Annotated in this window: 23 protein-coding genes; 5 read left to right on the top strand and 18 right to left on the bottom strand. The window is 73.1% G+C overall.

Annotated features, from left to right (window positions below; genetic code table 11):
- Positions 1-6: 6 nt before the first annotated feature.
- The 5 genes from ACIA8R_RS47395 to ACIA8R_RS47415 form a co-directional block, all read right to left on the bottom strand.
- A complete protein-coding gene (locus ACIA8R_RS47395; protein ID WP_397044488.1) occupies positions 7-819 on the bottom strand; it encodes a carbohydrate ABC transporter permease in 813 nt (270 codons plus the stop codon).
- A complete protein-coding gene (locus ACIA8R_RS47400) occupies positions 812-1744 on the bottom strand; it encodes a sugar ABC transporter permease (protein WP_357695507.1) in 933 nt (310 codons plus the stop codon). The genes ACIA8R_RS47395 and ACIA8R_RS47400 overlap by 8 nt, the downstream gene beginning before the upstream one ends.
- Positions 1741-3033 carry an ABC transporter substrate-binding protein gene (locus tag ACIA8R_RS47405; protein ID WP_397044490.1) on the bottom strand — a complete coding sequence of 431 codons (1293 nt, stop codon included), beginning with the start codon at positions 3031-3033 and terminating at the stop codon, positions 1741-1743. The genes ACIA8R_RS47400 and ACIA8R_RS47405 overlap by 4 nt, the downstream gene beginning before the upstream one ends.
- A gap of 55 nt (positions 3034-3088) precedes the next feature.
- Positions 3089-4204, bottom strand: a complete 1116-nt coding sequence (locus ACIA8R_RS47410) for a GntR family transcriptional regulator (protein WP_357695511.1) — start codon at positions 4202-4204, stop codon at positions 3089-3091.
- Positions 4205-4316: 112 nt separating this feature from the next.
- On the bottom strand, positions 4317-6524 hold the full coding sequence (locus ACIA8R_RS47415; protein ID WP_397044492.1) for a hypothetical protein: 2208 nt from the start codon (positions 6522-6524) through the stop codon (positions 4317-4319).
- Positions 6525-6783: 259 nt separating this feature from the next.
- Between ACIA8R_RS47415 and ACIA8R_RS47420 the strand changes: the two genes are divergently transcribed.
- A complete protein-coding gene (locus ACIA8R_RS47420) occupies positions 6784-7236 on the top strand; it encodes a hypothetical protein (protein ID WP_364096720.1) in 453 nt (150 codons plus the stop codon).
- A 14-nt stretch (positions 7237-7250) separates the two neighbouring features.
- On the opposite strand, the gene ACIA8R_RS47425 is transcribed toward ACIA8R_RS47420, so the two are convergent.
- From ACIA8R_RS47425 to ACIA8R_RS47445, 5 genes are all read right to left on the bottom strand, one after another.
- Positions 7251-7376, bottom strand: a complete 126-nt coding sequence (locus ACIA8R_RS47425) for a hypothetical protein (protein WP_397044494.1) — start codon at positions 7374-7376, stop codon at positions 7251-7253.
- A gap of 38 nt (positions 7377-7414) precedes the next feature.
- Entirely contained in the window at positions 7415-7615 is a 201-nt protein-coding gene (locus ACIA8R_RS47430; RefSeq protein ID WP_397044496.1) for a hypothetical protein, read from the bottom strand.
- A gap of 13 nt (positions 7616-7628) precedes the next feature.
- Positions 7629-8657, bottom strand: a complete 1029-nt coding sequence (locus tag ACIA8R_RS47435; protein WP_364096714.1) for an alcohol dehydrogenase catalytic domain-containing protein — start codon at positions 8655-8657, stop codon at positions 7629-7631.
- A 147-nt stretch (positions 8658-8804) separates the two neighbouring features.
- Positions 8805-10496 (bottom strand): RICIN domain-containing protein, encoded by a 1692-nt coding sequence (locus ACIA8R_RS47440; protein ID WP_397044498.1) that lies wholly within the window; start codon positions 10494-10496, stop codon positions 8805-8807.
- Between the two features lie 204 nt (positions 10497-10700).
- Positions 10701-11855, bottom strand: a complete 1155-nt coding sequence (locus ACIA8R_RS47445; RefSeq protein WP_364096708.1) for an ROK family protein — start codon at positions 11853-11855, stop codon at positions 10701-10703.
- Between the two features lie 172 nt (positions 11856-12027).
- On the opposite strand from ACIA8R_RS47445, the gene ACIA8R_RS47450 reads away from it, so the two are divergent.
- Positions 12028-13644 (top strand): beta-N-acetylhexosaminidase, encoded by a 1617-nt coding sequence (locus tag ACIA8R_RS47450; protein WP_397044500.1) that lies wholly within the window; start codon positions 12028-12030, stop codon positions 13642-13644.
- Positions 13641-14363, top strand: coding sequence for a tyrosine-protein phosphatase (locus ACIA8R_RS47455; protein ID WP_397044502.1), 723 nt, complete (start codon positions 13641-13643; stop codon positions 14361-14363). Before ACIA8R_RS47450 ends, ACIA8R_RS47455 begins: the two co-directional genes overlap by 4 nt.
- 3 nt (positions 14364-14366) lie before the next feature.
- On the opposite strand, the gene ACIA8R_RS47460 is transcribed toward ACIA8R_RS47455, so the two are convergent.
- The gene (locus ACIA8R_RS47460; protein WP_397044504.1) at positions 14367-15209 is read right to left on the bottom strand and encodes a PHP domain-containing protein; all 843 of its coding nucleotides are present in this window, start codon (positions 15207-15209) and stop codon (positions 14367-14369) included.
- A 120-nt stretch (positions 15210-15329) separates the two neighbouring features.
- Between ACIA8R_RS47460 and ACIA8R_RS47465 the strand changes: the two genes are divergently transcribed.
- Positions 15330-15959 (top strand): TetR/AcrR family transcriptional regulator, encoded by a 630-nt coding sequence (locus ACIA8R_RS47465; protein WP_357695531.1) that lies wholly within the window; start codon positions 15330-15332, stop codon positions 15957-15959.
- A gap of 7 nt (positions 15960-15966) precedes the next feature.
- Here the strand turns inward: ACIA8R_RS47465 and ACIA8R_RS47470 are convergent, their stop codons facing one another.
- From ACIA8R_RS47470 to paaA, 7 genes are all read right to left on the bottom strand, one after another.
- Positions 15967-16821, bottom strand: coding sequence for a 3-hydroxyacyl-CoA dehydrogenase family protein (locus ACIA8R_RS47470; RefSeq protein WP_397044506.1), 855 nt, complete (start codon positions 16819-16821; stop codon positions 15967-15969).
- The gene (locus ACIA8R_RS47475) at positions 16818-17558 is read right to left on the bottom strand and encodes an enoyl-CoA hydratase/isomerase family protein (RefSeq protein ID WP_364096695.1); all 741 of its coding nucleotides are present in this window, start codon (positions 17556-17558) and stop codon (positions 16818-16820) included. The genes ACIA8R_RS47470 and ACIA8R_RS47475 overlap by 4 nt, the downstream gene beginning before the upstream one ends.
- Positions 17559-17615: 57 nt before the next feature.
- On the bottom strand, positions 17616-18701 hold the full coding sequence (paaE, locus tag ACIA8R_RS47480) for a 1,2-phenylacetyl-CoA epoxidase subunit PaaE (protein WP_397044508.1): 1086 nt from the start codon (positions 18699-18701) through the stop codon (positions 17616-17618).
- Between the two features lies 1 nt (position 18702).
- Positions 18703-19173, bottom strand: a complete 471-nt coding sequence (paaD, locus tag ACIA8R_RS47485; protein ID WP_364096962.1) for a 1,2-phenylacetyl-CoA epoxidase subunit PaaD — start codon at positions 19171-19173, stop codon at positions 18703-18705.
- A 101-nt stretch (positions 19174-19274) separates the two neighbouring features.
- Positions 19275-20180, bottom strand: a complete 906-nt coding sequence (gene paaC / locus ACIA8R_RS47490; RefSeq protein ID WP_397044510.1) for a 1,2-phenylacetyl-CoA epoxidase subunit PaaC — start codon at positions 20178-20180, stop codon at positions 19275-19277.
- A 13-nt stretch (positions 20181-20193) separates the two neighbouring features.
- A complete protein-coding gene (gene paaB, locus ACIA8R_RS47495) occupies positions 20194-20487 on the bottom strand; it encodes a 1,2-phenylacetyl-CoA epoxidase subunit PaaB (RefSeq protein ID WP_357695543.1) in 294 nt (97 codons plus the stop codon).
- Positions 20484-21449: a 1,2-phenylacetyl-CoA epoxidase subunit PaaA gene (gene paaA, locus ACIA8R_RS47500; RefSeq protein ID WP_357695545.1), complete on the bottom strand. Its 966-nt coding sequence runs from the start codon at positions 21447-21449 to the stop codon at positions 20484-20486. Before paaA ends, paaB begins: the two co-directional genes overlap by 4 nt.
- 91 nt (positions 21450-21540) lie before the next feature.
- Between paaA and paaZ the strand changes: the two genes are divergently transcribed.
- The gene (gene paaZ, locus ACIA8R_RS47505) at positions 21541-23580 is read left to right on the top strand and encodes a phenylacetic acid degradation bifunctional protein PaaZ (protein ID WP_397044513.1); all 2040 of its coding nucleotides are present in this window, start codon (positions 21541-21543) and stop codon (positions 23578-23580) included.

The raw sequence follows: 23580 nt of genomic DNA on the forward strand, positions 1-23580 counted from the left end.
CTGATCTCAGCCCTTGAGACCCGCGGACATGGTTCCGCGGACGAAGTAACGCTGGGCCAGCACGAACACGATCAGCATCGGCAGCAGGCTCATCATCGCCGCGGCCGTCACGAGCTGGTCGTTGCCGACGAACTGCCCTTTCAGGCTCAGCACGCCGACCGGCAGCGTGTAGTTCTCCGGCGAGGTGAGGTAGATCGTGGGCTCCAGCACGGCCTTCCACGACGTGGTGAAGGTGAAGACCGCGAGCGTGGCCAGGGCGGGCTTGGCCAGCGGCAGGTGGATGCGCCAGAAGACCTGCCAGGGGTTGGCGCCGTCGAGGCCGGCCGCCTCCTCGAAGTCCTTGGGGATGCCGAGGAACGTCTGCCGCATCAGGAAGATCCCGATCGGCGTGGCCAGCCAGTACGGCACGATGAGCGGCAACATCGAGTCCAGCCAGCCCAGCGAGCGGAACAGCAGGAAGTTCGGGACGATCGTGATGACCGTCGGCAACATCATCGTGCCCAGGGCCATCGTCAGCAGCGCCTGCTTGCCCGGCAGCCGCATCCTGGCCAGCGAGTGCCCGACCATGGCGCTGGTCAGCACGTTCCCGGCGACCGCGAGCACCGCGATCACCAGGCTGTTGAGCAGGTAGAGCCCGAACGGCGTGCGCCGCCACACCTCGGCGTAGTTGTCCCACTGGACCGGGTCGGGGAGCCACGCGGGAGGCACCTGGATGTACTGGGCGAAGCTCTTGAGCGAGTTGCCGAGCGCCGCGACGAACGGCAGCAACATGACCGCCGCCCCCGCCAGCACCAGCACGTACGAGACGGTCTTACGCATAGTGCACCCACCTGCGCTGGAGCCGGAACTGCACCAGGGTCAGCGCGAGCACCAGCACGAACAGCACCCACGCCACGGCCGAGGCGTAGCCCATCTGGAAGAACTGGAAACCCTGCCGGTAGAGGTAGAGCACGGTCAGCTCGCTCGCGCCGTGCGGCCCGCCGTCCGTCATCACGAAGACCTGCTCGAACGACTGCAGCGTCTCGATGGAGGTGAGCACCAGCACCAGGAACGTGGTGCCGGAGATGCCCGGCAGGGTGATGTACCGGAACCGGTTCCAGGCCGACGCGCCGTCGATCTTCGCCGCCTCGTAGCGCTCCTCGGGGATGGCCTGCAGGCCCGCCAGGAAGAGCACCGCCATGTAGCCGACGCCCTTCCAGACGGCGACCGCCGCCAGCGTGGGGATCACCAGCGCGGGGTCTTGCAACCAGTTCTCGGCCGGCAGCCCGAGGAGGCCGAGCACCTGGTTGGCGATGCCGGTCTGCGGGTTGAAGACCGCGTCGGCCACGTAGGCGACGACCACCCACGAGGAGACGACCGGGACGAAGTAGGCCGCGCGGAACAGCGCCATGCCGCGCAGCCGCTGGTTGAGCGCGACCGCCAGGGCCAGGGCCAGCGCCGTCTGCGCCGGGACGAACAGCACCGCGAAGTAGGCGGTGTTGCCCAGGGTGCGCCAGAAGACCGGGTCGCCGAACAGGCGGGTGAAGTTGCCGAACCCGACGAACCTCGGCGGGGACATCAGGTCGTACTCGGTCATGCTGAAGAACAGCGAGGCCAGCAGCGGCCAGGCGGCCAGCGCGACCAGGTGGAGCAGGTAGGGCGAGGCGAACGCGAAGGCCCAGGCCCGCTCGCCCGAGCGCCGCCGCCGGGCGGGCGGCCGCGGTCCGGCGGCCACCTGCCCGGAGCGCCTGGTGAGCACCGTCACTGCGTCTTCCCGGCGTAGAAGCGGTCGATGACCTCCTGGGCCTCCTTCTGCCCGGTCTGGAGCGCGGTGGCGACCGGCGTGGCGTTCGACAGCGCCTCGTTCATGCGCTTGGCCAGGGCCTCGGTGTACTCCGACCACACGGCGTTGGTGCCGAGGTCGGTGGCCGCGTCGAGCGACTCCAGGAAGACCGGGCCGCGGTCGGCGGGCAGGGCCGTGGAGGCGACCTTCTTGTTGATCGGGATCGCCTCGCCGAGCTCGGCCCACTTGCGCTGCGGGCCCTCGCCGGAGAAGAAGGTGATCCACTTCCACGCGGCGTCGGCCTGCGCGGGGGAGGCGGCCTTGCTGACCACCCACGAGTTGACGATCGCGACGTTGCCGCGCCCGGCCGGGCCCTTCGGCAGCGGCGCCACGCCGAAGTCGACGCCGGCGCTCACCGCGGGCAGCGTACGGGCGTAGATGCCGTACGACATGGCCACCCGGCCGGTCGCGAACAGCGTGTGCACGACGCCCTTGCCCATGGCCTCGGTGGTCACGTAGTCGGGGGCGAAGCCGTCCTTGCCCATGGCGGCCAGCATCCAGTCGAGGCCGGCCGTGGACTGCGGGCTGTCGACGACGACCTTGCGGCCCCCTTCGGTGACGAAGTCCCCGCCGAACGCCTTGACGATGGGCCACCAGCTCTCGGTGAACCCCGGCGAGTACGCGCGGAAGCCGTAGGTGTCGGGCTTGCCGTCGCCGTTGGCGTCCTTGGTGAGCTTCTTGGCCGCGGCGGCCAGGTCGTCGTAGGTCCACTCGGCCGTCGGCTCGGCGACCTTGGCCTCGGCGAACATCTTCTTGTTGTAGAAGAGCACCGGGGTCTGGGCGCCCTGCGGGAAGCCGAAGACCCGGCCCTCCGCGTCGCGGTTCAGGTCGATGCCGGAGTAGTCGGCGGCGTTGACGGTCTTGACCCGGTCGCTCAGGTCGGCCAGCGCGCCGCGGGCGGCGAACTCCTGCACGAGCACGCCGTCCGAGAGCCACAGCTGGGGCGCCTGGCCGCCGGCGATCTGCGTCCTGAGCCGTTCGAAGAACTTGACGTACGGCGCGACCTCCAGCTGCACCTTGATCGACGGGTTGGCGGCCGTGAACTCCTGGACGAGCTGCCGCATGGTCGTGTCGGCCGGGTCGCCCGCGGCGGCGTAGAAGCCGAGCTTCAGGGTGACGGCGCCGGAGTCGTCGGCCGAGCCGCCGCACGACGCCGTGCCGGCCACGGTGAGGACGGCCACCGCGGCAGCGGCGAGCACGCGCACTCTCATTGGGTCCTCCAACAGGAACGAAGAGGGGGGAAGGGGGGTGAGGGGGACGCCGGCGTCACGTCGGGACGCGGACCTCGACCAGGCTGCCGGAGGCGGCTCCGCAGGAGGCGCGGACGGCCAGGCGGGGCTGCAGCACGACCCGGCAGACCGGGGCGGCGGCGCCGAGCTCGATCCGGCGCAGCAGCAGCTCGGTCGCCATGCGGCCGACCTCCGCCTTGGGCGGCGAGACCGCGGTGAGCGGCACCTCCGACAGGTCGGCGACCTCGTCGTCGTAGGCGACGACGGCGATGTCGTCGGGCACGGTCAGGCCGACCCGGCGCAGGTAGGGCAGGAGCGCGGTGGCCTCGCGGTCGCCGAGGCACACCACCGCGCGCACCTTCTCGGTGACCAGCGTGTTGGCGTAGGCCAGCATGTCGGGGCCGGTCCAGACGGGCTGCCTGGCCACGGCCTCCGGGATCTCCGGAAGCCCGAGGTCGGCGACGGCCTGGCGGTATCCCGCGAAGACCTGCTCGGAGCTGGCGGTGCCGAGCCGGCCGAGGTAGCCGATCCGGCTGCGGCCGAGCCCGCTCAGGTGCTGCACGGCGGCGTAGCCGCCGCCGTGCACGTCGGTGCAGACGTAGGAGGTCGGGTCGGCCGGGCGGGGGTCGGCCGGCCGGCGCTCCACCAGGACGTACGGCACCGGCAGCCCGCGCAGGCGGGCCAGGTGGGCGTCGGGGTCGGCGGTGAGGTGCAGGTTGGGCACCAGCAGCAGCCCGGCCACGCCGACGTCGACGAGCTGCTGGATCTGCCCGGCCTCGACGTCGGGGTCGTAGTTGGAGCAGGCCAGCACGAGCTGCACGCCGGCGGCGGTGGCCGCCCGCTCGATGCCCTGGACGACCTGCGGGAAGTAGTAGGTGTTCGACGGGACGAGCGCGCCGATGAGACGCGGCCTGGCCCCCGGGGTGACGGAGCTGGTGACGAAGGTGCCCGACCCCTGCCGGCGGCGGACGAGCCCCTCCTCGACCAGGAGGTCGACCGCGCGGCGCACGGTGTTGACCCCGACCGAGTAGGTCTGCGCCAGCTCGGACTCGGTCGGCAGCCTGCCGCCGACCGGCCAGCGGCCCTGCACGATCTCCTGCCGCAGGCGTGCCGCGAGGGTGCGGAATCGCCTTCCCCTGGGGAGGGAATTCATTCCTTCAGGTGGCTCCATAACGGGATTCTTCTCGTCATTCTGAAGTAATGTCAACCCTAAATTCACTCCGTTATCAGCGGCATATTAGGAATGAATTCCATCCTTTCGGGGGTCACCAGCGGGCCGTGGCGTCCTTGTCGCGGTCGTAGGCGGCGGCCCAGTAGTGGCCCGCGGCGGTCAGGCGGTGACCGGCGAAGCCGACCTCGCCGGTCGGCTGCTTCAGCGCCTCCGACGTCGCGGTGGCCCAGCCGTCGGCGCCCGCGGTGACCGTCACGTAGCGGCCGGCGGAGAAGGTGAACCGCCCGCGCACCGTGGCCGCCACCGGCTGCCCGCTCTCCTTGTCCACCACGCGCAGCCGTACGCGGGCCGCGCCGCCCTCCACGGTCACCGACATCGACTCCACGACCATGGGACGCAGGGCCGTCGCGCCGGTCGTCACGGTGACCGGGGCGGAGGGCGGCCCGCGGTGCCCGGCCACGTCCACCGGGACGATCCGGTAGTGGTAGGCGGTGCCGGGCAGCAGGCCGGTGTCGGTGTGGGTGAGGCCGCGCGCCTTCCCGGCGAGCGTGCCGGGGCCGGGGGTGAAGTCCGGCTCGGTCGAGCGGTGCACCTCGTAGTGGGCGACCTCGGTGTCGTCGCGCGCCCGCCCGTACGTCAGGTCCACCGTGGCGTGGTCGAACGCGACGGCCCGCGGCGGCGACGCCACGCCCGTGGGCGGCCCGGAGTCGGCGGGCGGGTCGGGCCACTCGGCCGAGGGGCCCCAGACCGTGGGCAGCTCCCGGTAGGAGTCGTAGTGGTGCAGCGCGATCCCGGCGTAGGCCGGGCTGCCCGCGAACGCCTGGGAGACCTTGGCCAGCTCGGCCTCCAGCGCGTTCCTGCCCTCCTCGCGGAAGGTGATGCTGGACGGGTCGCCGCTGGTCGCGATGTCCAGCGTCTCCACGCCGACCACGACCGACAGCGGTTTGCCGATGCGCTCGGCGTAGGCCAGCTCGCCGGCCGCCTGCGCGATGATGCCGGCGCCGCCGTCCGCCTGGTCGCGGTAGTCCATGATCGCGATGTAGTCGCTGAGGTCCTGGACGTGCTCGGCCAGGGTGCGGGTGTTCCCGCCGTACGTGATGTCCGTGCAGCAGGCGGAGGTGTCCAGCCAGCGCGGCACGGCCGGGCCGAACAGCAGCGGCTGGCCGGAGGCGTCCCGGCGGGCGATCATCGCGCGCAGCGTGTCCAGCCACTGGATCTGCACGTCGGGCTTGCCGCTGGTGAACCACGGCAGGCTGTACGGCTCGATGTCGACGTTGATCCCGTCGAAGCGCTCGTCCGGCTTGGAGGACAGGTTGTAGTCGAGGACCCGCTCCATCTCCCCGACGGCGCGCTCGCGGTAGCGGGACAGCGCGCCCAGGTACGGCGGCCGGGTCCCGCCGGCCACGGTGGCGTGCACCTTCATGCCCCGGCCGTGCGCCCAGGCCACCAGGTCGCGCAGCTCCGGACGCGCGTCCTCCATCATGTCGCGCCCGGCGTAGGTGTCCACGCCCAGGTAGAGCGTCGATCCGGCGGGCAGGACGGTCTCCAGCAGGCGGCGCGAACCCGGGTTGAGCACCAGGTTGTAGGACGCCTTCTCCCAGATCCACATCGCCCGGTCCTGCCGGTGCGGCACCGCGCCGCGTCTCCGCGCCGCGCCCAGCGCCACGTACGTGGTGGACGACCTGGACACGTGGCCGCGCGCGTCGACCGCCTCCGCCTCCAGGCTCGCCATGACGTCGCCGTACCGCGCCGGGTTCACCAGCGTGACGTAGCGCCCTGCCGCGCCGGCGGCGCGCTGCCAGGGGCCGCCGTTGACGCGGACCCGGACCGTGCGCACGTCCGCGCCGGCCACGTCCACCCGGACCGGCGTGGGACGGGTGAGCCGGGCTCCGTCGGCGGGCTCGGCGATCGCCACGCGCGGGGCTCTGGCCCGCGGGTTGTCCACGCGCAGGGTCAGCGGGGGCGACCAGGCGCCGTAGCGGGTGTCGGCGGCCGTGGCCTTGGCGTAGACCTCGATCTCGCCGTCCAGGGCGCTGGTGTCGAGGTCGTAGGACCAGGTTCCGGTGTCGTCGGCGTCGGGGTCGGTGACCTTGGCCCGTTCTATGCGTTCGCCGTCCACCACGACCGACACGTCGTAGGCGGAGGTGAAGCGGCCGGTCAGCCGTACCAGGCCGGGGGCGGACTCGGAGGAGTCGATCACCACCGACGGCGGGTCCGCCGCGCTCGCCGCGACGGAGGGCGCCACGGCCAGTGGTACGGCGAGCACGAGCGCGCCCGAGATTCTCCACAACCCTGCAGGCATGAAGCCACCTCCATAGGAATGAATTAACGCCGGAAACGGAAATGTCCGGACATTGAATCCGTGAGATGGCGAAACGATAGCCCTGAATTTCCGGAAGAAGAATGGCATGAATTCCGGCTGTCGAACCGCCGCGCCTCAGGGTGCGCGTTGCAGGGGGCCTCGACGGACGGAGCCAGGGCCCAGGAATCCCTCTGGCGGGGGAGGGAGGTCACGCGTGAAGGGGAGGGTGGTGCGGCGGGGGATGCCTAGCGTGGCGGGCATGGTTGACTCACATCGTCCGCGGCGCTGGCCGGCGTACGGGCTGGCGGCGCTGATGCTCGGGTACGCGGCGGGCAAGGCCGTCTTCGCCGTGCAGGGCAGGCTCGGGTTCCCCGGTGGGCCGCCCGTGCCGGCGGCCGAGGCCGCGCGCTACTTCCTGGACCCGTCCCTGGCGCAGGGGTTCGCGGCGGCCTCCGGGGTGCTGGGGGCGTGCCTCGTCCTGGCCACGGTCACCGCCGTGGGCCGCCGGCTGCCGAGAGGCGTGGTGCTCGCCGCCCTGGCCGTGATGCTGGCGGCCCTCGGCGGGGGCGCGGGCATCATGATCCTGGACGGGTTCGTCGGCCTCGGCGTCGGCTGGCGCTGGTACCACGGGATCGTCGGGCTCGTCGTGCTCGGCCTGGCCACCGAGATGACCCGCTCCTACTGGACGGCCACCCGCCCGAGCACCCACTGACCCCGTAGCCCCCGTCAGCCTCGGGCGAACGCCGTCACCAGCTCCTCCGTGGTGAGGATGGCGTGGGCGAAGGTGGGGCCGTTCAGCTCGTGGGCGGCGTGCAACATCTCCGGCAGGTAGGCGGCGGTCGCGTCGCGCACGGGTTCGGATGGGCCCAGCTCTCGTAGTCGCCCGGCTCTCAGCGGCGGTGCGGGACGAACACCACCCGCACCCCGGCCGCCCGCGCCGCGGCGATCATCGCGCGCAGGTTGTCCAGCAGGCCGATCGCCTGCGCCACCGGCTCCAGCCGCGGCCACACCTTGCCGCCCTCGGAGATGAAGTCGTTGTACGGATCGGCCGGCAGCACCGCCGTGCGGCGCGGGTCGTAGGACTCGGTCATGGCTCGCCGCCGCTCAGTTGCCGGTGGTCAGGACCATGCGGAAGCGCGCCTGACCGGACAACATCCGCTGGTACGCCGTCGCGGCCTCCTCCAGCGGCACCTCCTCCGTCCAGGCCCGCACGCCGCTCAGGGCGGCGAACCTCATCGTGTCCTGGGTGTCCACGGCGATGCCGGAGGCGTGCCCGTAGACTCGGCGGGCGCCGCCGACGAGCTGGAGAGGCGTGACGGTGAGCGGTTCGGTGTCGATGCCTACGGTGATGAGCTCGCCGCGCCGGCCCAGCCCGTCGATCGTGCCGGACATCGCCGCCGAGCTGGTCACCGTCGCCAGCACCACCTTGGCCCCGCCGCGCGCCGCCAGCGCGTCGGCCGCCTTCTCGGCGGCGCCGTCGACGTAGTGGGCGGCGCCGAGCTCGCGTGCCAGCGGCTCCTTGTCGCCGCCGCGCGCGATCGCGACCGTCTCGAAGCCCATCTTGGCCGCGAACTGCACGCCCAGATGTCCCAGGCCGCCAAGCCCGAGGATCGCGACGGTGTCGCCCGGCCGCGCCGAGCTGCGCCGCAGCGCGTTGAACACGGTCACGCCCGCGCAGGCCAGGGGCGCCGCCTGCGCCGCCGTCAGCTCGCCGGGGATCGCGGCCAGGGCGACGGCCGGCACCACGACGGAGTCGGCGAACCCGCCGGGGTAGGCGGCGCCCGGCACCCGCAGCTCGGGGCAGAGCACGCCGTCGCCCTCCCGGCAGGCGTCGCAGTGGCCGCAGCTCCCGCCGTACCAGCCGACCGCCACCCGGTCGCCCACGGACCAGCCCGCGACGCCGTCGCCGATCGCGTCGACGCGTCCGGCGATCTCGTGCCCCGGCGTGACGGGGAAGGCGGTGCCCGGGATCGCGCCGCCGATGATCAGCGCGTCGGAGTGGCACACTCCGCACGCCTCGACGGTGATCCGCACCTGGCCGGGGCCCGGTTCGCGGGTCGGCGCCGCGGTCTGCGCCATGGCGCCGCCGGGCTCGGCGACCTGGATGGAACGGTGCAGGGCGGAAGACGGCATGGCGTCTCCTCTTTCTTCGTACGGGAAGCGGTGGCCTCACCGGGAGGCCCTCACAAGGCCACCTTTTCCACTTCCGCCTCGTTTACCCCACCGGCACGCCGAAGGTCCGGGACCCCGCGCGAGGTCCCGGACCTGTGGGGTGGCCGGTCAGCCCGCCGGGACGACCGGGACGCCGCCGAAGGTCACCACCAGGCGGCCGTCCGCGGCGAAGGACCAGTTCAGGGCGCCGCCGTAGGCGGAGCAGCGGGACCCGTTCGAGCCGGACCAGAACTGGTCGGACGCGTCGGCGTCACCGACGATCTTGTCGTTGGCGCCGCCGCCCGAGCGGCACGAGGTGTTGTCGCGGAACACCGAGGTGCCCGCGTCGAAGGAGAAGTTGCGCTCGGTGTTGTCGATGCTGACGTTCCCGGCGATCGTCATCGTGCCGGGGTTGCGGTTGTAGGTGAAGCCGTGCTTGCCGTTGCGGTAGGCGATGTTGCGCCGGACGACGTGGTTGACCTTGATGTCCTCGCCGCCCAGCTTGTAGCCGTTGCGGTCGCCGTTCCCGGCCTGGCTGCCGTCGCTGAGCGTGCCGTTGCCGTAGGACAGGGAGTCCTCGACGGTGACCGGGCCGATCGGGCCGGTGTCGGGCTTGGTGTAGAGGTCCCAGCCGTCGTCGATGTTGTTGCGGGACACCGCGTAGCGGAAGACGTTGCCGGGCCCGACGGTCAGCTTGGCGGCGAAGCCGTCGGCGTCCTCGCCGTCGGAGTCGGCGTTGTCGTGCGAGACCGTGCTCAGGATGAGGTTGCGGGACGGCCACCGGCTCTGCGGCGTGTCGGAGGCGATGCGGGAGAGCTGCAGCCCGGTGTCGCGGTTGAACCGGGTCTCCGAGCGTTCGACGATGTTGTCGCTGCCGCCGACGAAGATGCCGTTGTCGCCGGCGCGCTCGACGATGATGCCGTACAGGTGCCAGTACGAGCCGTTGACGGCGAGCCCCCGGTTGGCCGGGTCCTCGCTCTGGGCCGCGAAGTTCAGCACCGGCGTCTCGCCGGGGTAGGCCGACAGCTTCTTGCGGGCCGAGGCGGTGCCGTCGTTGCCCGGCGCGATGGTGACCGTCTGCGAGAAGGCGTACGTGCCGCCGCGCAGGTAGATCGTGCCGCCCGCCGCGACGCGGGTGATGGCGGAGGTGAGCGTCGTCGGGTCGGACCGGGTGCCGGTCGCGCCGTCCCTGCCGTTCGGGGAGACGTAAAGGGCGCCGGCGGGCGGGACGGTGGGCGTGACGGTCGGGGTCGGTGTGGGGGTCGGTGTGGGGGTGGTCGTGGGGCCGCCGCCCGCGGGCTTCAGGGTCCACTGCTTGGTGGCGGCCGAGTCGCAGGAGTTCTGCTGCAGCAGCGCGCCCGGGGTGGTGGAGTCGTCCTTGACGTTGAGGCACTTTCCGCCGTTGGCGTTGACGATCCGGTACGCGCTGCCGGCGGCGGCGAGCTGCCAGGTCTGGGAGGCGGCGCCCGTACAGGTCTCCTGCTGCACGGGCTTGCCCGCGCTGGTGGAGGCGTCGCGGACGCCGGCGCACCTGCCGCTGTGCGCGGCCTTGACCTGGTAGCCGCTCCCGGCGGCGGTGAGGGTGAAGACCTGCCCGGCGGACTCGGCGCAGGCGTTCTGCGCGAGCTGCACGCCGTCGCCGGTGCTCTGACCCGGTACGGTGGCGCACAGGCCGCTGCCGCCGTTGACCAGCGTGTAGTTCCCGCCGGCGGGGGCCGCCGACGCGGGCGTGTTCAGTACGGCGACCAGGCCGACCGCGGTGAGCAGGCCGGTGATCAGCACGACCGCCGGCCTTGTCGCCGAGGGTTGGTTCTTGCGCACGTCCAGCTCCGTTTCGATGGAGGAGTGGAAGGGGGGTGTGCCGCGCGAGCTGGTGCCAACCGGTTGCAGTAACAGTGGCTTCACGCCGATGAAAGGTCAACACATTCAGGTAAAACTGCAAACGCGCTCGGTGTTCTGCCTGGTGATGCCGCTATTTCTGCAACAACCGATTGCAGAAATCGTGCAATCAGCGTGCCCCGGACGTCAGCGGGTGAGGGGGAGCGGGCCGTGTTCGGGGGTGAAGAGCCGGTCGTCGAGATGGTCGACGGCGTACTCGATCGCGCCCGTCACCACGCACTCGTCGCCCAGCGTGGACGCCCGCACCTCCGGCATGCGCATGCACCGCCGCTCCAGCCGGTCGCGCAGCGGCCCGAGCAGCACGTCCGCCGACCGCGAGAACCCGCCGCCCAGCACCACGACCTGCGGATCGAGGACGAGCACCATGGCCGCCGTGCCCACGGCCAGGTCGTCGAGGTAGCGCCCGACGGCCTCCAGCGCGACCGGGTCGCCGTTCCTGGCGGCGGCCAGCGTGCAGCCGGCCGCGTCCTCCGGCGGCGTGCCCTCGGGGACGGCCGCGCACGTGTTGAGGTGCTCGGGGGCGTCGAACCAGCGGGACTCGGGCAGCATGGCGATCTCCCCGGCCGCCGCCCCGAACCCCCTGTGGACCTTGCCGCCGATGATCAGCCCGGCTCCCATGCGCCTGCCGACGTGCAGGAACACCACGTCCCTGGCGTCCTGGGCGACGCCCCGCCTGGTCTCGGCCATGGCCGCCAGGCGGCTGTCGTTCTCGATCAGCACCTGGCAGGGGAACATCTCGCGGATCCGGCCCGCCAGGTCGAGGTCGCGCCAGGAGGGGACGGCGGCCGAGTAGATGACCCGGCCCTCGACGTCGATCACGCCGATCGTGCCGACGGCGATCGTCCACAGGTCGGACACCGGGACGCGGCCGAGCGCCAGGCAGCCGGAGACGGCCCGCTCGATCGCGGCCAGGCGCTCCTCCAGCGGCGCGTCCGGCAGCACCGGCTGCCGGGTCTCGGCCAGGATCTCGCCGTCGAGGTCGGCCAGGGCGGCGCGCACGTTGTGGCCGCCCACGTCGACGCCCACCAGGTAGCCGCTGTCGGCGCGGAAGCGGTAGCGGCGGGCCGGCCGGCCCATCGAGCCGGGGCTCGGCGGGACCTCCTCCACCCAGCCCAGGTCCATCAGCTCGCCGGCGACCTCCTTCATGGACGGGCGCGACAACCCCGTACGCTCGGCCAGTGCCGACAGCGTGAGCGGCCCGGCCCGGCGCAGCGCCCGGATAGCGGTCAGCGAGTTGAGCTGTCGCAGCCGTGACAGGTCGCCGCCGCGTAGATCCGCCATCGCCGTCCTTAACGTAGGTCTCCTCTGTAAACACAGATTATCCCAGCGACCGTCCCTCAGGTGAACTCCCCGAAATTGGGCGTTGAACCTCAGAAATGCCGGTGCTATTAATGAAGGGCTCCTTCGTAAAGTCCGGCTCGCTCCGCCATCGTCTGGCAGTGAGGAGATTCACTTGAAGATCGTTCCCAGGCCGGTCAGGCACGGGACCAGGCGCGGGAGGTTCGTCCTCGACGCGAGCACGGCGCTCACCGCCGATCCGGCGCTCGCCGGGGTGGCCGCCTGGCTGCGGGCCGAGCTCAGCCAGGTCGCCGGAGGTGAGCTGCTGCCCGGCACGCCGGGCCCGGGGACGATCACCCTGGGGCTCGGCGAGGGCCTCGGGCCGGAGGCGTACCGGCTGAGCGTGGGCGACGACGGCGTGGCCATCGACGCGGGCGGGCCCGCCGGGGCCTTCTACGGCGCGCAGACCTTCCGCCAGCTCCTGCCCGCCGCCGCCTTCCGCCGGACGCCGGGCACGGAACCCCTCGTCGCGCCGGGCACGTACATCGAGGACGAACCGCGCTTCGGCTGGCGCGGCTGCCTCCTCGACGTCGCCCGGCATTTCATGACGAAGCACGACCTGCTGAGGTTCATCGATCTGATGGCCCTGCACAAGCTCAACGTCCTGCACCTGCACCTCACCGACGACCAGGGCTGGCGGCTGGAGATCCGCCGGTACCCCCGCCTGACCGAGGTCGGCGCGTGGCGCCGGGAGAGCCGGACCGGCTGGAACGGCGCCATGGACGGCCGCCCGCACGGCGGCTTCTACACCCAGGACGACATCAGGGAGATCGTCGCCTACGCCGCGGCCCGCCACGTCACCGTCGTGCCCGAGATCGACCTGCCCGGGCACACGCAGGCCGCCATCGCCGCCCACCCCGAGCTGGGCAACCTCGGCACGGCTCCGGAGGTCCGCACCACCTGGGGCGTCGGCCGCAACGTGCTCAACGCCGAGGACGCCACCATCGCCTTCTTCCGCGACGTCCTGGAGGAGGTGCTGGAGCTGTTCCCCAGCCCGTACGTGTGCGTGGGCGGCGACGAGTGCCGCAAGGACCAGTGGCGGGAGAGCCCGTCCGCCCAGCGCCGGATCCGGGAGCTGGGGCTGCGGGACGAGGAGGAGCTGCAGAGCTGGTTCATCCACCAGTTCGACGACTTCCTGACCGGACGCGGCCGCCGGCTGGTCGGCTGGGACGAGATCCTGGAGGGCGGCCTGGCGCCGGGGGCGGTGGTGGCGTCCTGGCGCGGCGAGCTCGGCGCGGTGGCCGCCGCCCGGCGCGGGCACGACGTCGTCAACTGCTCCAACACCCAGGTCTACCTCGACTACCGCCAAGGGGTCGGGGAGGACGAGCCGGTGCCGTTCGGGACCGTGCTCACCCTGGAGGACGTCTACGCCTTCGAGCCCGTCCCGCGGGAGCTGCGCGGTGACCCCGCCGCGGAACGGGTTCTGGGCGCGCAGTGCGGGGTCTGGACGGAGCTGATCGACTCCAACCGGCGCATCGACTACATGGTCTTCCCCCGGCTGGCGGCCTTCGCCGAGACCGTCTGGGCGACGGCCGCGCGCGACCTGGAGGACTTCCGCGCCCGGCTGGCGGCACACCTGCCGAGGCTGGAGGCGATCGGGGTGGAGTACCGGCGGGAGTCGGGGCCGCTGCCGTGGCAGACCCGGCCCGGCGTGCCGGGCCGCCCGGAGGACCCGAAGGAGTGGCAGGCCACCGTCGACGCCTGGACCAGCAACCTGCGGGACCTCGCATGACGCCCCTGGAGCCGTCGGCGGGCGGGCGGGTGCTGAGCTGGCCCGGCTGCGAGAACGTGCGGGACCTCGGCGGCCTGCCGACCACGGACGGCGGGCGCGTCCGCTGGGGCGCGCTGGTGCGCGGCGACCGGCCGAGGAGCACGGCCGTCCCGGCGCTGCGGGCCCACGGCGTGCGGCTCGTCGCCGACCTCCGGCTGGCCGCCGAGTGCCGGGCCGACCCGGGCCCCGCCGTGCCGGGCCGCCGCCACCTGCCCGTCCTGCGGGACGAGGACGACGTCCTGGAGGCGCTGGACGACACCCTGCCCGGCATCTACCGGGTGATCCTCGACCGGGGCGCCCGCCGGTTCGCCGCCGTCCTGTCGGCCGTCGCCCACGCGCCGGCCGGAGGCGTCCTGCTGCACTGCCATTCCGGAAAGGACCGCACCGGGCTCGCGGTGGCGCTGGCCCTCTCGCTGGCCGGCGTCTCCCGTCAGGACATCGCCGCCGACTACGCCGTCACGGCCGTCTGCCTGCGCCTCGACGACCACCTCGCCGCTCTGGACGACGACGCCGTACGGGACAGGTCGTTGCGCCTGTTCGCCGAGGTCACCGCGGACACCATGCTCGCCGCCCTGACCCACCTGGACGGCCGGCACGGCGGCGCGGAGGCGTACCTGCTGGCCGGCGGCCTGCCACCGGCCGACCTCGCCCTGATCAGGGCCCGCCTGGTGGAACGGTAGGCGTCACCCCGCACGGCCCCAGAAGTCGTACGGGTCCCGGCCCGGGCGGAAGCCGTGCGCCCGGGCCAGCTCCGCCGCCTCCCGGAACCGGCGCGCGACGACGGACGGCTCGTGGGCGTCGCTGCCGAACGTCACGGCCTGGCCGCCCTCCTCGCGCCACCACCGCAGCAGCGTCGCGTCCAGCGGCACGACCGTGTTGATCTCCAGCGCCCGGCCCGACCCGGCGGTCACCCGCAGCGCGTGCCGGAACTCCTCCTCGAAGTCGGCCGGGTCGAACGGCCCGGCCGCCCGCGGCCAGTACCGCACCGGGTAGTCGACGTGGGCCAGCACGGCGAACACGTCGCTGCCCGCCACGACCTCGGGGATCTCGGCCAGGTAGTCCCGGACGACCTCGGCGGCGGCGCGGCGGGCGTACAGGCCGGGCGGCTCGCGGAAGCCGTCGCCGGCGGGCAGGCAGTGCAGGGAGCCGAGCACCCGGTCGAACCGCCCGGCGGCCAGCACGCGGGCGACTCCCTCGGCGTGCCGGTGCGGCTCGCCCACCTCCAGGCCGCTCAGGATCCGCAGCCCGGGGAAGCGTTCGCGGCACCGCTCGACCGCCTCCAGGTAACCGGCGGCGTCGAAGGCCGGGGGAGTGAGGTGCCCGTCCGGTGTGGTCAGCGCGAGCAGGTGGTCGTAGCCGTCGAGGGCGCCGGGGTCGACCGTCCAGACGGTGTGGTCGAGGTGCTCGGTGAACGCGATCGCGGGCAGGCCCAGCTCCACCGCCCGCGCGCAGGAACGCTCCATGTCACCCCCCGCCGTGTCCCAGGACCACTCGCTGTGCACATGGCTGTCGGCAGGCAACGTCACAGGGTTCACTCCTCGGGGGTCAGGAGAAGATCAGCACGAATGTACCCCGCGAACGTCCCCGCGTCCCGGGCGCGGCCGCCTCGGGGAGGACGTCTGATCTGCCGTGAGATGCTGGCTTTCGTGACGACGACCGAGCCAGCCGGGCCCGCCCCGCGCCGCGGGCGCGGCCGCCCCGGCTACGACCAGGCCGCGATCCTGCGCGCCGCGGTGGAGCTGTTCAACCGCCGGGGCTACGACGCCACCAGCATGGGAGACCTGGCCAAGGAGCTCGGCCTGACCAAGCCGGCCATCTACCACCACGTCACGAGCAAGGAGCAGCTGCTCGGCCAGGCCCTCGACGACGCGCTCGACGAGCTCACCGCCGCCCTGACCGCCGCCACCCGCGACGCCGCCGGCCGCACCGCGTACGAACGCCTGCGCGAGGTCGTGCGGCGCAGCGTCGAGGTGCTGGTCGCCCACCAGCCCAGCGTCACGCTCCTGCTGCGCGTACGCGGCAACAGCCCGGTCGAGCTGGCGGCCCTGGAACGCCGCCGCTGGCTCGACGACCGCCTCGCCGCGCTGGTCGCCGACGCCGTCGCCGAGGGCGCGCTGCGCGACGACGTGCCGCCCGCGCTGGTCAGCCGGCTGGTGTTCGGCATGGTCAACTCGCTGGTGGAGTGGTACCGCCCGGACGGCGCCTACGACCGGGCGATGGTCGCCGACGCCGTCACCGCGATCGCCTTCGACGGCCTGGCCAAGCACGCACGCTGATCAGGGTTCACCAGGTGTAGAAGCCCTTGCCCGTCTTGCGGCCGAGATGCCCGGCGGCCACCAGGTCGCGCAGGATCCGCGGCGGCTCGAACCGGGGCCCGAGCTCGCGGGCCAGGTGCTCGGCGATCGCGAGCCGCACGTCCAGGCCCACCACGTCGGTGGTGCGCAGCGGGCCCGTCGGATGGCGGTAGCCGAGGGTCATGGCCGTGTCGATGTCGGCCGCGCTCGCCACGCCCTCCTCCAGCATCCGCATCGCCTCAAGGGCCAGGCAGACGCCGAGCCGGCTGCTGGCGAAGCCGGGCGAGTCGGCCACCGTGACCGGCGTCCTGCCCAGCGCCTCGGTCCACTCCTGGGCCCGCTCGACCAGCTCGGGGTCCGTACGCGGCCCCACCACGACCTCGATGAGGTCGCTGACCGGGACGGGGTTGAAGAAGTGCAGCCCGATGAGCCGCTCCGGCGCGGCCAGGCCGGCCGCGAGCTTGCCGATCGACAGGCTGCTGGTGTTCGTGGCCAGCACCGCGCCCGGCGCCTGCCGTTCGACCTGCGCGAACACCTGGGCCTTGAGCGCCGCGTCCTCCGGCACCGCCTCGACGACCAGCTCGCACGGGCCCAGCTCGGCGGGGTCGGACGTCGTGCGCAGCCGGGACAGGACGTCATGGAGCGGGCTGCCCAGGCGGCCCTTCTCCGCCGCCTTGGCCAGGCTGCCGGTCACCCGTTCCAGGGCCTGGGCGGCGGTCGCCGGGTCGCTCTCCACGACGATCACGTGGCTGCCGGCGGCGAGGAAGGCGTGCGCGATCCCCGACCCCATCCGCCCGCCGCCGAAGACGCCGACGATTTGTGGAAGTGTCGATGGCCGGGTCATGAGCGCGGCTCCTTCCGCCGGTCCAGGAACGCCGTCATGCGCGCGTGTTTCTCCTCGGTCTCGAACAGGACCGCCTGGGCCAGGTCGTCCACGAACGGGTGCGCGGCGCGCGGGGCGTGGAAGACGGCCTTGGTCAGCCGGGTCGCCAGCGGCGCCCGCGCTGCGATGCGGTCGGCGAGCCGGTGACCGGCGGCCAGCAGGTCCTCCGGCTCCACGACGTCGTTGAGCAGGTGGACCGCCCGCGCCTCCTCGGCCGTCAGCACCCGGCCCGCCAGCAGGATCTCCTTGGCCAACGGCTCTCCGACCAGCTCGGCCAGCCGCCAGGCGGCCCCGGCGGCGGCCAGGATGCCGAGGTCGGTCTCCGGGTTGCCGATCCGGGTGCGCGGCGTGCCGATCCGGAAGTCGCAGGCGTAGGCCAGCTCGGCACCGCCGCCCAGGGCGTAGCCGTCCACGAGGGCCACGGTCGGCATCGGCAGCCGGTGGATCCGGTCGAAGATCCTGGAGTTGATGCCCCGCAGCGCGTCGCCCCGGTCCCGTTCGCGGAGCTGGGCGATGTCCGCCCCGGCGGCGAAGGTCGTCCCCTCGCCGGTGAGCAGGACGACGCGCGGCTCCTCCTCGACGGCGGCGCACGCCTCGTGCAGCGCGGCGACCAGCTCCCGGTCGATGGCGTTGCGCACCTGCGGCCGGTTGAGCCGCCACACCACCCGGTCGGCGCCCTCCTCGACGATGAGGGTCATGGGCGCTCCGCCTGGGGAGCGCGGGCTTCGGTCACGGAAGGCTCCTCTGTGTGGGGATCAGGCGTCGTAGTCCACGGTGACATGGTCGCCGGCCGGGAAGGTCTGGCAGGTGAGCACGAAACCCGCCTCCACCTCGGCCGGTTCGAGGGCGTAGTTGCGGCGCATGTCCGCCGCGCCCTCGCGGACCACCGCCCGGCACGTGCCGCAGACCCCGCCCCGGCAGGCGAACGGCAGGTCGGAGCGGGTCTGCTGGGCGCCGTCGAGCAGGGTCGACTCGCGCGAGACGGTGGCGGTCGTGCGCCTGCCGTCGAGCACCGTCGTCAGCACGGTCGTCGCGCCGGCCGGCACGCCCTCCGGCCGCCTCGGCTGCGGCGGGGGAGCGTCGACGTAGAAGAGCTCGACGTGCACGTTCGCGGCCGGGACGCCGAGCTCGGCCAGCACCCGGCGAGCGTCCTCGACCATGCGCAGCGGCCCGCAGAGCCAGACGTGGTCGAACGTCTCGATCGGCACCAGCTCGGTGAACATCCGCCGCAGCCGGTCGCCGTCCAGCCGGCCGGAGAACAGCTCGACGTCGCGCGGCTCCCGGGAGAGCACGTGGACGAGCTGGAAGCGGGGGCCGTACCGGTTCTTGAGGTCGCCGAGCTCCTCGGCGAACATCACGGTCCGGCTGGTCCGGTTGCCGTACAGGAGAGACACCTGCGCGCCGGGATGGGCGAGCACCGTCGAGGCGACCGACATCATCGGGGTGATGCCCGAACCGGCGGCCACGCACAGGTGCCGCTCGCCCAGGCCGGGGTCGGCCTGCCAGGAGCCGGTCGGGGTCTGCACCTCGATCCGCGTCCCCGGTCGCACCTCGCGGACCAGCCAGGAGGAGAAGAGCCCGTCCGGGATCTCCCGGACGCCGATGCGCGGCGCCTCCCCGGCCGGGGCGCAGATCGAGTACGACCGCCGTTCTTCCCGGCCGTCCACGAAGCGGCGCAGGGTGAGCGACTGGCCGGCGCGGAAGGCGTACGCCTCGCGCAGCTCGCCGGGCACGGCGAAGGTGATCGCGGCGGCGTCCTCGCACAGGTGGTCGACCGCCGCCACGGTCAGCGGGTGGAAGGCGGCGTGCGCCCGGGCCGGCGCGGGCGCGAGCGTGGTCATCTCATATCTCCTTGACATGCTCGAACGGTTCCAGGCAGTCGGCGCAGGCGTAGAGGGCCTTGCAGGCGGTGGCGCCGAACTCGGAGGTCGGCCGGGTGGCCCGCGACCCGCAGCGCGGGCAGGCCGGGGCGGGCCTGACCGGGCCGAGCGTCAGCGGCACCGGCCCGGACGTCCGGCGGGCCGGTCCCGGCACCGACAGCCCTGCCGCGCGCAGGGCGGCCCTGCCGCGCTCGGAGATCCAGTCGCTCGACCACGGCGGATCGAGCACGACGCGCACCTCGACCCGCGGGAAGCCCGCCTCCCGCAGCCCGTGGACGAGGTCGTCGCGCATGGTCGCCATGGCCGGGCAGCCGGTGTACGTCGGGGTGATGGAGGCGACCACGACCTCGCCGTCCGGCCCCGGCTCCACCTCGACGCCGCGCAGCACGCCGAGGTCGGCGAGCGTGAGCATCGGCATCTCCGGATCCCGCACCCGCTCGGCGACCCGGACGGCCCGCTCCCGGGCGTCGGGGAGGACGGGGCCAGGGTGCTCGCGGGCGTCCGGGGGCGCGTGGCCGGTGTGCTCGCGGGCGTTCACCAGCGGCCTGCCGGGTGGGCGCGGGCGACCGACTGCATGTCGGCCAGCAGGACGGTCATCGCCGGGGTGTGGCCGCCGTCCCGGCCGCCGCCCGGCTCGCCCTGGCCGCCCGGACGCGGCACGCCGCTCACGGCGAACACCTGGCCGAGCACGGCGTCCACGTCGGCACGCAGCGCGGCGGGATCGACGGCGACCCCCGACCGCGCGAGCGTCAGCTCGACGGGATGCGCGGTGACCAGCTCGGCCAGCAGCGGCCACAGCTCGCCGAGCGCGGCGTCGAGCCTGCGGCGCGACTCCTCGGTGCCCTGGGCCAGGGTGAGGAACCAGCGGCCCGCCCAGTCCCGGTGGTAGGCGACCTCCTTGACGCCCTTGGCGGCGACGGCGGCCAGCACCGTGTCCACGCTCGCGGCCAGCCGCTCCAGCAGCGCCAGCCGGGCCGTCGAGAACAGCAGCAGCCGCACGACGACGTGCGCGAAGTCGCCGTTCTCGACCTCGGCCAGCCACACGTTCCTGAACTGCCCGGCGTCGCGGAAGAACGCCAGCGCGTCCTCCGGCGGCACCGGCGAGCCCTCCGGGAGCGCGGGCGCCACGCCGGGGTCGGCCGCGGCCGCCCGCGCCAGCAGCAGGCGCGCCTGCCCGAGCAGGTCGAGCGCCACGTTGGCGAGCGCGATGTCCTCCTCCAGGTCGGGCGCGCGGCTGCACCACTCCGCGAGCCGCTGCGACAGGATCAGCGCGTCGTCGCCGAGCATCAGGCAGTACGCGGCCAGCTCGGCCGAGCCGACCCCCTCGGGCACGGACGTGTCGACGCCCGCCAGCGGGTCCTCGAAGTCCGTGCCGAACGCCCACTGCGTGGAGTCCCCGCCGGCCAGGCCGTCGAAGATGCTCTCGTGGTCATCGCTCACGCTGGACCCCCTCTCACATGTGCGGGACGTCGTCGGGAATGTCGTAGAACGTCGGGTGCCGGTAGACCTTGTCGCCGCTCGGCGCGAACAGCGGGTCCTTCTCGTCCGGGCTGGAGGCCGTGATGGCGTCGGAGCGTACGACCCAGATGCTCACGCCCTCGTTGCGCCGGGTGTAGACGTCGCGGGCGTGGCGCAGGGCCATCGCGTCGTCGGGAGCGTGCAGCGACCCGACGTGGACGTGGTTGAGCCCGCGCTTGACCCGGACGAACACCTCGTAGAGCGGCCATTCCCGCCGGTCGGCGCTCATCGGGCACCCGCCCCGGCGGCCGAACGGCTCGCGAACGCCGACGCGGCCTCGCGCACCCAGGCGCCGTCCTCGTGGGCGGCCCGGCGGTGCCGCATGCGCTGGGCGTTGCACGGCCCGTCGCCGCGGATGACGGCGGCCAGCTCCGACCAGTCGGGCTGTCCGAAGTCGTGGTGCCCGCGCTCCTCGTTCCAGCGCAGGTCGGGGTCGGGCAGCGTGACGCCGAGCGCCTTCGCCTGCGGGACCGTCATGTCGACGAACTTCTGGCGCAGCTCGTCGTTGGAGTTGCGCTTGACGCCCCAGGCCATCGAGCGTTCGCTGTTGGGCGAGTGTTCGTCGGGCGGGCCGAACATCATGAGGGAGGGCCACCAGAACCGGTTCACCGACTCCTGGACCATCTCCCGCTGGGCGTCGGTGCCGCGCATCATCGTCATCAGCAGTTCGTAGCCCTGCCGCTGGTGGAAGGACTCCTCCTTGCAGATGCGGATCATGGCGCGGCCGTACGGGCCGTAGGAGGTGCGGCACAGCGGCACCTGGTTGCAGATCGCGGCGCCGTCCACGAGCCAGCCGATGGTGCCGACGTCGGCGTAGGACAGCGTCGGGTAGTTGAAGATCGAGGAGTATTTCTGCTTCCCGGCCAAGAGGAGTTCGGTCAGCTCGGCGCGGGAGACGCCCAACGTCTCGCACGCGGAGTACAAATAGAGGCCGTGTCCGGCTTCGTCCTGCACCTTGGCCAGCAGGATCGCCTTGCGGCGCAGCGACGGGGCCCGCCCGATCCACTCGCCCTCGGGCTGCATGCCGATGATCTCGGAGTGCGCGTGCTGGGCGATCTGGCGGACGAGCGTCCTGCGGTACGCCTCCGGCATCCAGTCGCGGGGCTCTATCCGGTCGTGACCCGCGATGGTCGCGTCGAAGGCGGCCTGCAGCCGCTGCTCCAGGTCCGGCTCCGCCGGCGTGGTGGTCATCGTCCCTCCGAGGCATCGGTCTTATTTACTTATCGCTCGGTCAGTAATACGGTTGCATGAGTCGGGGCTTCCGCGCAAGAGAGGAGACAGCGTGAGCGCGCTGCTGGAGAGCTACGCCGCCGGACGATGGTTCCGCGCGGCCGACGACGGGGAACCCTTGCTCGACGCCGCGACGGGCGAGGAGGTCGCGCGGATCTCCAGCAAGGGGCTGGACGTCGCCGCCATGGTCCGGCACGCCAGGGACACCGGCGGCCCGGCGCTGCGCGCCCTGACCTTCCACGAACGGGCCGCCCTGATCAAGGCGCTGGCCAAGCACCTGATCGAGCGCAAGGACGCCCTGTACGCCCTGTCCACCCGCACCGGCGCCACCGCCCGCGACACCATGGTCGACGTCGACGGGGGCATCGGCACCCTGTTCAGCTACGCCAGCAAGGGCGTGCGCGAGCTGCCCAACGACACCGTCGTCCTCGACGGCGGCCTGGAACGCCTGGGCAAGGGCGGCACCTTCGCCGGCCAGCACATCTACACCTCGCGGCCGGGCGTCGCCGTGCAGATCAACGCCTTCAACTTCCCCGTCTGGGGCATGCTGGAGAAGCTGGCGCCGGCCTTCCTGGCCGGGCTCCCGTCCATCGTCAAGCCCGCCGCCCAGACCGCCTACCTCACCGAGCTGGCCGTCCGGCAGATCATCGAGTCGGGCATCCTGCCCGAAGGGACGCTCCAGCTCCTGTCCGGCAGCCCCACCGGGCTGCTCGACGAGCTGACCGTCCAGGACTCCGTGGCCTTCACCGGCTCGGCCCACACCGCCGGCATCCTGCGCCGCCATCCGAACGTGCTCGACCGCGGCGTCGTCCTCGGCGTCGAGGCCGACTCGCTCAACTGCTCGATCCTCGGCCCCGACGTGCGCCCGGACGATCCGGAGTTCGACCTGTTCGTCAAGGGCGTCGTCGCCGAGATGACGGTCAAGGCCGGGCAGAAGTGCACGGCCATCCGCCGCGTGCTCGTGCCGGAGAACCTGGCCGGGCAGGTGGTCGAGGCGCTGGCCGCCCGCCTGTCGAAGATCACCGTCGGCGACCCGCGCAACCCCGACGTGCGGATGGGCCCGCTGGCCGGCCTCGGGCAGCGCGAGGAGGTGCGCAAGGCGGTCGAGGCGCTGCTGGCCGGCGCGGAGGTGGTCCACGGCGACCCGCGGGGCGCGTCCCTGCTCGACGGCGACCCCGAGCGCGGCGCGTTCATGACCCCGCTGCTGCTGCGGGCCCGTCCCGGCGCCGCCGAGCCGCACGACGTGGAGCCGTTCGGGCCGGTCGCGACCGTGCTCGCCTACGACGGCGTCGAGGAGGCGGTCGCCCTCGCCGCGCGGGGCAGGGGCAGCCTGGTCGCCTCCGTCGCCACCCACGACCCGCAGGTCGCGCGGTCCGTCGTGCTCGGGCTCGCGCCCTGGCACGGCCGGGTCCTCGTCCTCGACCGCGACGACGCCAAGGAGTCCACCGGGCACGGCTCGCCGCTGCCGGTCCTCGTCCACGGCGGCCCCGGGCGGGCCGGCGGCGGGGAGGAACTGGGCGGCGTGCGCGGCGTCCTGCACCACATGCAGCGCACCGCCGTCCAGGGCTCCCCGGACCAGCTCACCGCCATCACCGGCCGCTGGACGACCGGCTCGGCCCGCGCCGAGTCCGGCGTCCACCCCTTCCGCAAGTCGCTGGCCGAGCTGCGGGTGGGCGACACGATCGCCTCCGCGCCGCGCACGGTCTCGCTCGCCGACATCGAGCACTTCGCCGACTTCACCGGCGACACCTTCTACGCCCACACCGACCCCGAGGCCGCCGCCCGCAACCCGCTGTTCGGCGGCATCGTCGCGCACGGGTACCTGGTGGTGTCCCTGGCCGCCGGGCTGTTCGTGGACCCGGCGCCCGGCCCGGTGCTGGCCAACTTCGGCGTGGACGGGCTGCGCTTCCTCACCCCGGTCAAGGCCGGCGACGCCATCGCCGTCGCGCTGACCGTCAAGCAGATCACGCCGCGCAGCGGCGCCGACTACGGCGAGGTCCGCTGGGACGCCACCGTCACCAACCAGGACGACGTCCCGGTCGCCACGTACGACGTGCTGACCCTCGTGGCCAAGACCTGGCGGGAGGGCTGA

This window comes from Nonomuraea sp. NPDC051191 (genome assembly GCF_044455665.1).
Classification (GTDB): Bacteria; Actinomycetota; Actinomycetes; order Streptosporangiales; family Streptosporangiaceae; genus Nonomuraea.

Excerpts from the sequence above, each read along its gene's own strand:
- ACIA8R_RS47435 (WP_364096714.1), bottom strand. The coding sequence starts at position 8,657 with ATGCCGTCTTCCGCCCTGCACCGTTCCATCCAGGTCGCCGAGCCCGGC.
- ACIA8R_RS47430 (WP_397044496.1), bottom strand. The coding sequence starts at position 7,615 with ATGACCGAGTCCTACGACCCGCGCCGCACGGCGGTGCTGCCGGCCGAT.
- ACIA8R_RS47420 (WP_364096720.1), top strand. The coding sequence starts at position 6,784 with ATGGTTGACTCACATCGTCCGCGGCGCTGGCCGGCGTACGGGCTGGCG.
- ACIA8R_RS47445 (WP_364096708.1), bottom strand. The coding sequence starts at position 11,855 with ATGGCGGATCTACGCGGCGGCGACCTGTCACGGCTGCGACAGCTCAAC.
- ACIA8R_RS47470 (WP_397044506.1), bottom strand. The coding sequence starts at position 16,821 with ATGACCCGGCCATCGACACTTCCACAAATCGTCGGCGTCTTCGGCGGC.
- paaA (WP_357695545.1), bottom strand. The coding sequence starts at position 21,449 with ATGACCACCACGCCGGCGGAGCCGGACCTGGAGCAGCGGCTGCAGGCC.
- ACIA8R_RS47475 (WP_364096695.1), bottom strand. The coding sequence starts at position 17,558 with ATGACCCTCATCGTCGAGGAGGGCGCCGACCGGGTGGTGTGGCGGCTC.
- paaE (WP_397044508.1), bottom strand. The coding sequence starts at position 18,701 with ATGACCACGCTCGCGCCCGCGCCGGCCCGGGCGCACGCCGCCTTCCAC.
- ACIA8R_RS47410 (WP_357695511.1), bottom strand. The coding sequence starts at position 4,204 with ATGAATTCCCTCCCCAGGGGAAGGCGATTCCGCACCCTCGCGGCACGC.
- ACIA8R_RS47405 (WP_397044490.1), bottom strand. The coding sequence starts at position 3,033 with ATGAGAGTGCGCGTGCTCGCCGCTGCCGCGGTGGCCGTCCTCACCGTG.
- ACIA8R_RS47455 (WP_397044502.1), top strand. The coding sequence starts at position 13,641 with ATGACGCCCCTGGAGCCGTCGGCGGGCGGGCGGGTGCTGAGCTGGCCC.
- ACIA8R_RS47395 (WP_397044488.1), bottom strand. The coding sequence starts at position 819 with ATGCGTAAGACCGTCTCGTACGTGCTGGTGCTGGCGGGGGCGGCGGTC.
- ACIA8R_RS47415 (WP_397044492.1), bottom strand. The coding sequence starts at position 6,524 with ATGCCTGCAGGGTTGTGGAGAATCTCGGGCGCGCTCGTGCTCGCCGTA.
- paaB (WP_357695543.1), bottom strand. The coding sequence starts at position 20,487 with ATGAGCGCCGACCGGCGGGAATGGCCGCTCTACGAGGTGTTCGTCCGG.